This window comes from Lentzea nigeriaca (assembly GCF_016907955.1).
GTDB classification, from domain to species: Bacteria; Actinomycetota; Actinomycetes; order Mycobacteriales; family Pseudonocardiaceae; genus Lentzea; species Lentzea nigeriaca.
The window spans coordinates 643,930-656,773 of sequence record NZ_JAFBCX010000001.1; the positions used below are offsets into that span (position 1 = coordinate 643,930).

Sequence of the window (12,844 nt, forward strand, 5' to 3'; positions counted from 1 at the left end):
ATGACCACCTCTGGTGACCAGTACGTCGAGGCTCTGCGGTCGTCACTGAAGGAGATCGACCGGCTGCGCAGGCAGAACCAGCAGCTGATCGCGGCAGCGGTGGAACCGATCGCGATCGTGGGCATCGGGTGCCGGTACCCGGGAGGGGTGTCGTCGCCGGAGGACCTCTGGCAGGTCGTCGCCGAGGGCAGGGACGTGATCGGCGCGTTCCCGACCGACCGCGGCTGGGACGTGTCCGAACTCGACACCGCCACGATCGAAGGTGGCTTCCTCGAAGACCCGGCGTCGTTCGACGCCGGGTTCTTCGGCATCTCACCCCGCGAAGCCGTCGTCATGGACCCGCAGCAGCGGCTCCTGCTCGAAACCGCCTGGGAGGCACTGGAACGCGCCGGGGTGAACGCGCAGTCGTTGCGCGGCACCAAAACCGGCGTGTTCATGGGTACCACATCGCAGGACTACGCCGACCTGCTCTCCCGCTCCGGCGAGGACGTCGGCCTCTACGCCACGACCGCGTTCGCCGCCTCGGTGCTGTCCGGCCGCATCTCCTACCTGCTCGGCCTCGAAGGCCCTGCCGTCACGGTCGACACCGCCTGCTCGTCGTCGCTGGTGGCACTGCACCTCGCCGCCCAGGCCCTGCGTGGCGGCGAGTGCGACCTGGCGCTGGCCGGTGGTGTCGCGGTCATGACGACGCCCGCCGGGTTCGCCGCCTTCACCTCGCAGGGCGGGCTCGCCGGAAACGGGCGCTGCAAGGCGTTCTCCGACGACGCGGACGGCACCGGCTGGTCCGAGGGTGTCGGTGTGCTGGTGCTGAAACGCCTCTCCGACGCGCAGCGCGCCGGCGACAAGATCCTCGCCGTGGTCCGCGGTTCCGCCGTCAACCAGGACGGTGCCTCCAACGGCCTGACCGCGCCGAACGGCCCGTCGCAGCAGCGCGTCATCCGCCAGGCGCTGCAGAACGCCGGTCTCGCACCGTCCGATGTGGACGCCGTCGAGGCGCACGGCACGGGAACGACGCTGGGCGACCCGATCGAGGCGCAGGCGATTCTCTCGGTGTACGGGCAGGATCGCGCCGAGCCGCTCTACCTCGGGTCGATCAAGTCGAACATCGGTCACCCCCAGGGCGCGGCCGGTGTCGCCGGTGTGATCAAGGTCGTCATGGCGTTGCGGAACGGACTGCTGCCCAAGACCCTGCACCTCGGCACGCCGTCCACCCGGGTCGACTGGACCAAGGGCAACGTCTCGCTGCTGCGGGACGCGCGGCCGTGGCCGTCCGTCGAGAGGCCTTGGCGCGCCGGTGTTTCCGCGTTCGGTGTGTCGGGCACGAACGCGCACGTGATCATCGAGCAGGCTCCCGCCTTCGAGTCTCCGTCGGAGGTTTCCGCTCCCGCTGTGCTGCCGTGGGTCTTGTCCGGCCGCACTCCAGGGGCGCTGGAGGAGCAGCGGGTTCGGCTGCAGTCGGTCGTGGATGCCTTGTCGCCACTCGACATCGCGTTCACGCTGGCGACCGCGCGTGCGTCGTTCGAGCAGCGTGCTGTGGTGTTGCCGGACGGCACGGAGCTCGCGCGCGGCGTGGCTGCCGACGAGCACACGCTCGCGTTCCTGTTCTCCGGTCAGGGATCGCAGCGGCTCGGCATGGGGCGTGAGCTCCACGCAAGGTTCCCGGTGTTCGCTTCCGCCTTCGACGAGGTTCTCGCGCACCTCGACCCGTCGTTGCGTTCGGTCATGTGGGGCGACGACGCCGCCGTGCTGAACCAGACCCGCTACACGCAGCCCGCGCTGTTCGCCTTCGAGGTGGCGATGTTCCGGCTGCTGGAGTCGTTCGGCCTGGTGCCGGAGCAGGTGGCGGGGCATTCGATCGGCGAGATCGCGGCCGCGCACGTCGCCGGTGTGCTGTCCCTCGAAGACGCCTGCACGCTGGTGACGGCGCGGGCATCGCTCATGCAGGCGCTCCCCGCGGGCGGCGTCATGATCGCCTTGCAGGCCACCGAGGACGAGATCCTGCCGCATCTCACCGGCGGCGTCTCCATCGCCGCCATCAACGGCCCGCGCTCGGTCGTCATCGCCGGTGTTGAACAGGAGGCTCGTAGGATCGTTGAGCAATTCAACGACAGGAAGGTTCGACAACTCGACGTTTCTCACGCCTTCCACTCGCCGCTGATGGAGCCGATGCTGGACGAGTTCCGCGCGGCCATCGCCGGCATCTCGTTCAACGATCCGACGATCCCGCTGCTGACTCGTGGGGTCGTTCAACAATCCGAGTACTGGGTGCGGCACGTCCGCGACGCCGTGCGCTTCCACGACACGGTGGTCGCGATGGGCGACAAGACCTTCGTGGAGGTCGGCCCGGACGGCGTGCTGGCCGCGATGGTCGACGGCGCGGTGCCCACTTCGCGCAAGGACCGCGGCGAGGAGCTCGCGTTCGTGACGGCCTTGGCGCGCCTGCACGTCGCCGGTGTCCCGGTGGACTGGGCCCGGCTCTTCGAGGGCTCCGGTGCCGTCCGGGCGGACCTGCCGACGTATGCGTTCCAGCGGCAGCGGTTCTGGCCCCGGCCGAAGACGCAGTCCGGTGACGTGCGCGGCGCGGGCCTCGGCTCGGTCGGGCATCCGCTGCTCGGCGCGGCCGTCGAGCTGGCGGGCACGGCGGGGCACCTGTTCACGTCGCGGCTGTCGCTGGCCACCCATCCGTGGCTCGCTGATCACGTGGTGATGGGGCGGGTTCTGTTCGCCGGTACCGCGTTCCTGGAGCTCGCGGTCCGTGCCGCGGACGAGGTGGGATGCGAGCGGGTCGAGGAGCTGACGCTCGCCGCGCCGCTGGTGCTGACGCCCGATGCCGCCGTTCAGGTGCAGGTGTCCGTTGGGGCGGTGGACTCCGAGGGGCGCCGTTCGGTCGCGATCTTCTCGCGGCCAGAGGGAGCTGTTGACGCGCCCTGGCTTCAGCACGCGTCCGGTGTGCTCGGGTCTGGTGCGTCCTCGGTGTCGTTCGACGCTTCCGTGTGGCCGCCCGCTGGTGCCGAACCGGTGGACATCTCCGGTTCCTACGAGCGCTTCACCGGCATGGGCTTCGACTACGGGCCGGTTTTCCAGGGCCTGCAAGCGGTGTGGCGCGGCGGCGACGGCGTCGTGTACGCCGAGGTCGCGTTGCCCGACGGGGTCGACGGGTCGCTGTTCGGGCTGCATCCGGCGTTGCTGGATGCCGGCATGCACGCCGCAGGGTTCGGCGACCTCGGTTCGATCAGCAGGGGCGGGCTCCCGTTCTCCTGGCAGGGCGTCTCACTGCACGCCGCGGGTGCTTCCGCGGTGCGGGTGCGGTTGTCGCGGGGCGAGGACGGCTCGATGGAGATCGCCGTCGCCGACACGACCGGCGCTCCCGTCGCGTCCGTCGAGGCCCTGCAGACGCGGCCGGTTCCCGTGGACGAACTGGGTTCCGGGGTGGAGCGCGACTCGCTGTTCCGCATCGAGTGGGCGCCGGTCGAGCTGCCGGCCGGCTTCGCGGAGCAGACCGTCGCGGTGCTCGGCCCCGACGTGCTGTCGCTGGCCGCGGGACCGGTGGTCGACTCGCTCACCGACGCCGGCCTGACGCTGGTTCCCGTTGTCGGCACCGACGTGCGGGAGACCTGCTCGCGGGTGCTGGCGCTGATCCAGGAGTTCGTGGCGCGACCAGAGGGACGGCTCGCGTTCGTCACGCGCGGTGCGGTGGACGGTGACGACCTCGCCGCGGCCGCCGCACGTGGTCTGGTGCGGTCGGCGCAGTCCGAGCACCCCGGCCGTTTCGTGTTGGTGGACCTGGACTTCTCGGAAGCCTCAGCCGGCGCGGTGCTGCACGCTCTGACGACCGACGAGCCGGTGCTCGCGGTCCGCGACGGCGTCGTTCTCGCGGCCAGGCTGGCCCGAGCAGCCCTGCCCGCCGAGCGGGTGTCGTGGTCCGGTCGCGTGCTGATCACCGGCGGAACCGGCGGTCTCGGCCAGCTGGTGGCCCGGCACCTCGTCGAGGAGCACGGAGTCCGGGAGCTGCTGCTGGTGTCGCGCAGTGGTTCCGCGGACGTGTCGGCGTTGCGCGAGCTGGGTGCTGACGTGATCGTCGAGGCGTGCGACGTCTCCGATCGTCCGGCGCTGGAATCGTTGCTGTCGAGGCATTCCATCGGTGGCGTGGTGCACACCGCCGCGGTGCTCGACGACGGTGTGGTCGAGTCGCTCACCGAGGCACGGCTCGACACCGTGCTGCGTCCCAAGGCCGACGCGGCGTTGCACCTGCACGAGCTTCTCCCTGACGTGCCGTTCGTTTTGTTCTCGTCCGCCGCGAGCACCTTCGGTGGTGCGGGCCAGGCGAACTACGCCGCTGCCAACGCTTTCCTCGACGCTCTGGCCCGCGTGCGCCGTGCGTCCGGGAAGCACGCTGTCGCGCTGGCTTGGGGCGCATGGGAGCAGACGTCGGGCATGACCGCCGCGATGTCCGACGCCGACATGCGGCGCATCGCCCGTTCCGGCATGCCTCCGCTGAAGGTCACAGAGGGGCTGGCCCTGTTCGACGCCGGTGCCGCCGGTTCGGACGCTTTCCTGCTGCCGCTGCGGTTGGATCTCCCGGCGCTGCGGGCTCAGGGCGCGCCGCCGCCGCTGCTGCGTGGCCTGATCAAGACGCCGAAGCGGCTTGCTGCCGCCCAGTCCGTCGCGGCGGAGGGCCTTGCCGCGCAGTTGTCGCGTTTGGGGTCCGACGCGCGCCTGGAGGCGTTGCTGGATCTGGTCGCGGCCGAGGTGGCCGCGGTGCTCGGCCACGGCAACGCGTCCGAAGTGGACCGCACGCGCACGTTCCAGGGCCTCGGTTTCGACTCGCTGACCGCCGTCGAGCTGCGCAACCGCCTCACCGCGTCCACCGGTATCCGCCTCCCGGCCACCCTGATCTTCGACTACCCGACCGCGGGAGCCCTGGCCTCCCACCTGCTGGACGAACTGTTCGGCGCAGACGACTTCGTGCCGGAAGCGGCTTCCGGCGCGGTGTCCGACGACCCGATCGTGATCGTCGGCATGGCCTGCCACTACCCGGGCGGCGTGTCGTCGCCGGAAGACCTGTGGCGCCTGGTGTTCGAGGAACGCGACGGCGTCACCGGGTTCCCCGTGAACCGCGGCTGGGACCTCGACGCGCTCTACGACCCGGACCCGGACGCCGCCGGCAAGACCCACGTGATGCAGGGCGGCTTCCTGCACGACGCCCCGTCGTTCGACCCGGACTTCTTCGGCATGTCGCCGCGCGAGGCCCTGGCCACGGACGTCCAGCACCGCCTGCTCCTGCAGACCGCCTGGGAAGCCTTCGAACGCGCGGGCATCGACCCGGCGTCCGTGCGGGGCTCCAAGACCGGCGTGTTCGCGGGCGTGATGTCCAACGACTACTCGACTCTGGTGTCCGACGACATCTTCGAGGGTTACCAGGGCACCGGCACCGCGCAGAGCGTGCTGTCCGGCCGCGTCGCCTACACCTTCGGCCTCGAAGGCCCCGCCGTCACCGTCGACACGGCTTGCTCGTCCTCGTTGGTCGCTCTGCACCTCGCGGCTTCCGCGCTGCGCAACGGAGAATGCTCGCTGGCCCTCGCCGGTGGTGTCACCGTCATGTCGACGCCGGGCTCCTTCGTGGCCTTCTCGAAGCAGCGCGGCCTGGCGATGGACGGCCGCTGCAAGTCCTTCGCCGACGCCGCCGACGGCACGGGCTGGGGCGAGGGCGTCGGCCTGCTGGTCCTGGAACGCCGATCGGACGCCCTGCGCAACGGTCACACCATCCTGGCCGTCGTGCGCGGCTCCGCCGTCAACCAGGACGGCGCCTCGAACGGCCTCACCGCCCCGAACGGCCCGTCGCAGCAGCGCGTGATCCGCGCGGCCCTCGCCTCGGCAGGCCTGTCCACGACTGACGTCGACGTCGTCGAGGCTCACGGCACGGGCACCACCCTGGGCGATCCGATCGAGGCCCAGGCGCTGCTCGCCGTCTACGGCCAGGACCGCCCGTCGCCGCTCCTCCTGGGCTCCATCAAGTCCAACATCGGCCATACCCAGGCCGCCGCCGGTGTCGCCGGCATCATCAAGATGGTCCACGCGATGCGCCACGGAGTGGTGCCCGCGACCCTGCACGTCGACCAGCCCTCCACCCACATCGACTGGAGCGCGGGCGACGTCTCCCTCGTGACCAGCGCGACGTCGTGGCCTGACGTGTCGCGCCCCCGCCGCGCTGGCGTGTCGTCGTTCGGTGTCTCGGGCACGAACGCCCACGTGATCCTCGAGGCTCCGGAATTGTCGGACCTGCCTGAGATGATGGGGATGGGGGCCTCGGTCTCCCCCGGAGGGGCCCCAACCAGGATCGATCCAGCCGCGATCGACGCCACCGGGATCGACGCCGCCAGGATTGATGTGGCTGGGATTGATGCGGCTGGCATCGATGCGGCGGGCCCGGTTCCCCTGGTCGTGTCGGCGCGGTCGGCTGACTCGCTGGCCGCGCAGGTCGAGCGGATCAAGGCGTGGCCGGGAGATGCGGCGGACATCGCGTTCTCGTTGCTGACCACGCGTGCGTTGTTCGACCACCGGGCCGTGGTGCTCGACGGCGAGGTGCTGGCGAGCGGCGTGGCCAAGGCCGGGGAGCTCGCGTTCCTGTTCAGCGGGCAGGGATCGCAGCGGATCGGCATGGGACGGGAGCTGTACGAGGCGTTCCCGGCGTTCGCCGAAGCGCTCGACGCGGTGCTCGTCCACCTCGACCCGGCCGTTCGCGAGGTCATGTGGGGCGACGACCAGGAGAAGCTGAACCAGACCGGGTACACGCAGCCGGCGCTGTTCGCGTTCCAGGTGGCGCTGTATCGGCTGTTCGAGTTCTACGGCGTGACGCCCGATCACATCGCGGGTCACTCGATCGGGGAAATCGCTGCCGCACACGTTGCCGGGGTCCTGAGCCTGGAGGACGCCTGCCAGCTCGTCACGGCGCGGGCCTCGTTGATGCAGGCGTTGCCCGCCGGTGGCGCCATGGTGTCGGTGGTGGCGTCCGAGAAGAAGGTGCGTGAGTACCTGACCGATGGCGTGTCCATCGCTGCCGTCAACGGGCCACGCTCCGTGGTGATCGCCGGCGTCGAAGAAGAAGTGCTCGCCATCGCCTCGAGGTGGAAGAACAAGCGACTGAAGGTGTCGCACGCGTTCCACTCGCCGTTGATGGAGCCGATGCTCGACGACTTCCGCGCCGCAATCAGCGGACTGACGTTCGCGGCGCCGAATGTCCGAATGTCAACAACCGGACAAGTCGACACCGTCGACTACTGGGTCGACCACGTCCGCGACACCGTCCGGTTCCACGACAACGTCTCGGCGCTGGGTGACGTGAAGTTCGTCGAGGTCGGACCCGACGGCGTGCTGTCCGCGATGGTGGACGGCTGCGTGCCGGCGGTGCGGCGCGATGTTGACGAAGTCAAGTCCATGTTGACGGCATTGAGCCGAATCAATGTTGACGGCGTCAATGTTGATTGGAACAAGTTCTGTCAACATGGCCGCAAGGTCGACCTGCCGACGTACGCGTTCGAGCAGCACCGGTTCTGGCCCGAGGTGTCGACGAAGGCGGACGTCCGGTCGGCCGGGCTCGGCGCGGTCGAACACCCGCTACTCGGCGCCGCCGTCGAGCTCGCAGGGGGAGAGGGCCTGCTGTTCACGAGCAGGCTGTCGCTGCGCACGCACCCGTGGCTGCGGGACCACTCGCTGCACGGCAAGGTGCTGGTGCCCGGAGCGGCACTGGTCGAGCTCGCACTGCGGGCGGCCGACGAGGTGGGCCTCGACCGCGTCGACGAGCTGACCATCGCGGCACCGCTCGTGCTGCCCGACTCGGGTGCCGTTCAGCTGCAGATCAGGGTTGGTACAGAGGGCGACCGCAGGGCGGTGGCGATCCACAGCCGCCCCGAGGACAGCGATCTGCCGTGGACCGAGCACGCCGCCGGTTTCCTGACTGGTGGCACCACGACCGCGGACTTCGACGCTTCCGCGTGGCCGCCGGCCGGGGCCGAGGCAGTGCAGGTCGAGGGTGTCTACGAGCGGTTCGCGGAGCTCGGGTTCGACTACGGGCACGCGTTCCAGGGGCTGCGGGCCGCGTGGAAGCTCGGTGACCAGGTGTTCGCCGAGGTCGAGCTGCCCGAGGACGTGACCGCCGCCGGCTTCGGCATCCACCCCGCGCTGCTGGACGCGGCGCTGCACGCCGTGGCGTTCGCGGATCAGCGGACCGAGGGAGCGGTGCCGTTCTCGTGGGAAAACGTCGCGCTGCACGCGGTGGGCGCGACGGCGCTGCGCGTGCGGCTGCGGACCACCGGCGACAGCTCGATGGAGATCGCCATCGCCGACACCGCCGGTGCGCCGGTGGCGACGGTCGGGTCGCTCGTGACGCGGGCCGTCTCGACGAGCCAGCTCAGCGCGGCGCAGGAGGCGTTGTTCGGGCTGGACTGGGTGCCGATCACGCTCACGGAGGCGGTTCCGGCGGCGCACGTCGTGGAGCACGTGTCGGCGGAAGGCTCGCCGGTCGAGGTCGCGCACGCGGTGACCGCCTCTGTACTCGCCAAGATCCAGGAATGGATTGCCACCGAGCGGGCGGAAAAGCTCGTTTTCGTTACGCGGCAGGGTGATCTGGGTACGTCGGCGGTGTGGGGCCTGGTGCGGGCCGCGCAGTCGGAGCACCCCGGCCGGTTCGCGCTGGTCGAAACCGATGGCGACCTGCCCGACGCGGTGCTGGCGAGCGCGGAGCCGCAGCTGCGGGTGCGGGGCGGTGAGGTGTTCGTGCCGCGTGTCGGCAGGGTCGCGGCTGGAGACAGCGTTGTGCTGGAAGGGCCTGTGCTGATCACCGGCGGCACCGGTGGGCTCGGTCAGGTGATCGCGCGGCATCTCGTTGCCGCGCATGGTGTTCGTGACCTGGTCCTGGTCAGCCGCCGCGGTGAGACTCCGGACTGGGTTGCCGAGCTGGACGCGTCGGTGGCGGTCGTGGCCTGCGATGTCACCGACCGGCACGCCGTCGCGAACCTCTTTGCGGGACACCGGATCCGTTCCGTCGTGCACACCGCCGGCGTGCTCGATGACGGTGTGATCGAGTCGCTCACGCCCGAGCGTCTCGCGAACGTCCTGCGGCCCAAGGTCGATGCCGCGTGGAACCTGCACGAGCTCGCCGGTGATGTGTCCGCGTTCGTCGTGTACTCCTCCGGTGCGGGGATCTTCGGTTCGTCGGGGCAGGGCAACTACGCGGCGGGCAACACGTTCCTCGACGCGTTGGCCGAGTACCGGCGGGCGCAGGGTCTGCCGGGTGTGTCGCTGGCGTGGGGAGCGTGGGCAGGGACGGGCATGCTGTCCGGCGCCGACGCCGAACGCCTCGCCAAGTCGGGAATGCCGCCGATCACGCCCGCGGAAGGCGTGGAACTCTTCGACGCCGCACTGTCTTCCGGTGCGGGTCTGGTGTTGCCGTTGCGGCTCGATCTGCCGGTGTTCCGGGCGCGGGGCGAGGTTCCGGCGGTGCTGCGGGGCCTGGTGAAGGTCCGCGCACGCCGCACGGCTGCTTCGGGCACCTCGTCGTCGCTGGTGCGGAGGCTGGCCGGTCTCGACGACGCAGGGCGTCTGGAAGCGCTTCTCGACCTGGTGCGCGCCGAGGTCGGTGCAGTCCTCGGCCACAGCGGCGGCGAGACGATCGACCCGTCGCGGGCGTTCCAGTCGCTGGGCTTCGACTCGCTGACCGCCGTCGAGCTGCGCAACCGGCTGGGAGAGGTCACCGGGCTGAGGTTGCCCGCGACTCTGACGTTCGACTACCCGACCGCGGCGGTGCTGGCGGGCTTCCTGAAGGACGAGCTGTTCGGCACCGAGTCGCCGGTGTCCGCGCCGCCCGGCCTCGTGTCCACTTCGGACGATCCGATCGTGATCGTCGGCATGGCCTGCCGTTATCCCGGAGGGGTGTCGTCGCCAGAGGACCTGTGGCGGCTGGTGTCCGACGGTGTCGACGCGATCACCGAGTTCCCGGTCAACCGCGGCTGGGACATCGACGGCATCTACCACCCCGACCCCGATCACGCGGGCACGACCTACTCGCTCTCGGGCGGCTTCCTGCACGAGGCGGGTGCGTTCGACCCTGCGTTCTTCGGCATGTCGCCGCGTGAGGCCCTGGCCACGGACTCCCAGCAGCGCCTGTTGCTGGAGACCACCTGGGAGGCGCTGGAGCGCTCCGGGATCGACCCGGTCTCGTTGCGCGGCAGTGCGACCGGTGTCTTCACCGGCGTCATGTACAACGACTATGCGTCCATTCTGGACGGTGCCGACTTCGAGGGACATCAGGGTCAGGGCAGCGCGGGCAGCATCGCTTCGGGCCGTGTGTCCTACACGTTCGGCTTCGAGGGCCCGGCGGTCACTGTCGACACCGCCTGCTCTTCCTCTTTGGTGGCACTGCATCTCGCCGCGCAGGCGCTGCGTTCGGGCGAGTGCTCGCTGGCTGTCGCCGGTGGCGTCACGGTGATGTCGACGCCCACCACCTACGTCGAGTTCTCCCGGCAGCGCGGTCTTTCCGTTGACGGGCGGTGCAAGGCGTTCTCGGACGACGCCGACGGCACCGGCTGGGGCGAGGGTGTCGGCCTGCTGGTGCTGGAGCGTCAGTCCGATGCTCTGCGCAACGGCCACACCGTGCTGGCCGTCGTGCGTGGCTCGGCGGTGAACCAGGACGGTGCTTCCAACGGCCTGACCGCTCCGAACGGCCCGTCGCAGCAACGCGTGATCCGCGCCGCCTTGGCTTCGGCCGGGCTGTCTCCCGCGGATGTCGACGCCGTCGAGGCGCACGGCACCGCCACGAAGCTCGGCGACCCGATCGAGGCGCAGGCACTGCTCGCGGTGTACGGGCAGGATCGCGACGAGCCGCTCTACCTGGGGTCGATCAAGTCGAACATCGGCCACACGCAGGCCGCCGCCGGTGTCGCGGGTGTGATCAAGATGGTGCAGGCGCTGCGCCACGGCGTGCTGCCCCGGACCTTGCACGTCGGCACGCCGACCACACAGGTCGACTGGGAGTCGGGCGCCGTCGAGGTGCTGACGACGTCCCGCGCGTGGCCTTCGGTCTTCCGCGCACGCCGCGCCGGTGTGTCGTCGTTCGGCGTGTCGGGCACGAACGCCCACGTGATTCTCGAGGCTCCGGAATTGTCGGACCTGCCTGAGATGATGGGGATGGGGGCCTCGGTCTCCCCCGGAGGGGGCCCAAGCGGGATCGATCCAGCCGAGGTCGAGGCGGCAGGGGTCGGCGCTGCGGGACCGGTGCCGTTGGTGGTGTCGGCGAAGTCGGCCGGGGCGCTGCGGGGGCAGGTCGAGCGGATCACGGAGTTGGTGGGCAGTGGCGTGTCCGCTGTGGACGTCGGGTTCTCGTTGGCGACCACGCGCTCGTTGTTCGAGCATCGGGCCGTTCTGGTTGACGGTGATGTTGTCGCTGAGGGCGTGGCGACCGGGAAGCCGTTGGCGGTGCTGTTCTCCGGGCAAGGGGCTCAGCGGCTCGGGGCGGGCCGGGAACTGTATGAGGCGTTCCCGGTGTTCGCGGAGGCGCTCGACGCGGCGTTGACGAATCTCGACCCGGTGGTGCGCGAGGTCATGTGGGGTGATGACCAGGAGGCGTTGAACCAGACCGGGTACGCGCAGCCGGCGATCTTCGCGGTTGAGGTGGCGTTGTACCGGTTGCTGGAGTGGTTCGGGTTGAAGCCGGACCATCTGGTCGGGCATTCGATCGGGGAGATCGCGGCGGCTCATGTCGCGGGCGTGCTGAGCCTTGAGGACGCGTGTTTGTTGGTGACGGCGCGGTCGGCGCTCATGCAGGCGTTGCCTGTTGGTGGGGCGATGGTGTCGGTTGTCGCGTCCGAAGAAGAAGTGTTGCCGCATCTGACTGCTGGCGTCTCGATCGCGGCTGTCAACGGGCCGCGTGCCGTGGTGATCGCGGGTGTCGAAGAAGAGGTGCTGGCGGTTGCGGAGCGGTGGAAGCACAAGCGGCTGAAGGTGTCGCACGCGTTCCATTCGCCGTTGATGGAGCCGATGCTCGACGACTTCCGTGAGGCGATCAGCGGGATCGTGTTCCGCGAGCCGGTTGTCGGAATGTCAACATCCGGCGATGTCACCACGGTCGAGTACTGGGTGAACCACGTTCAGGACGCGGTGCGGTTCCACGACAACGTCACGCGATTGGGTGACGCCGTTCTGCTGGAGGTCGGGCCCGACGCGCAGCTGAGCGCGATGGTGGACGGCTCCACGGCGGTGTTGAGGCGTGACCGCGGTGAGGTCGCGTCAATGTTGACTGCACTCGGTCAAGTACATGTTGACGGAATCAACGTTGACTGGACGCGGCTGTACGACGGTGGACGGAAGGTTGATCTGCCCACCTACGCGTTCGAGCACCAGGTGTTCTGGCCGAAGCCGGTGCGCAAGACCGGCGATGTCGGAGCGCTGGGGCTGACCAGGGTCGAGCATCCGCTGCTCGGTGCGGCGGTCGATGTCGCCGGGGCGGACGGGTACCTGTTCACGAGCAGGTTGTCGCTGAGCTCGCACCCGTGGCTCGCGGACCACAGGGTGTTCGGGCAGGTGCTGCTGCCGGGTACGGCATTCCTGGAGCTCGCGGTGCGGGCCGGGGACGAGGTCGGGCTGGATCGCGTCGACGAGCTGACGCTGGCCGCGCCGCTCGTGCTGCCGGAGCAGGGAGCGGTCCGGGTTCAGGTCGCGGTCGGTGTCGAGGAGAACGGGCGGCGCGCGGTCGAGGTGTTCTCGCGGCCGGACGGCGAGGACGTGCCGTGGACGCGGCACGCGACCGGTTTCCTGACCGGTGGGGCCGTTGACAGCGACTTCGATGCGGCGG

Annotated in this window: 1 protein-coding gene (cut by a window edge); it reads left to right on the forward strand. The window is 70.0% G+C overall.

The annotated features are described in order from the left end of the window. Positions 1–12,844: the 5' portion of a type I polyketide synthase gene (locus JOD27_RS44465; protein WP_239566290.1), read on the forward strand. It continues 17,171 nt past the right edge of the window; 12,844 of the gene's 30,015 nt are visible here — the first part of the coding sequence; its start codon is at positions 1–3; its stop codon lies off the right edge, out of view.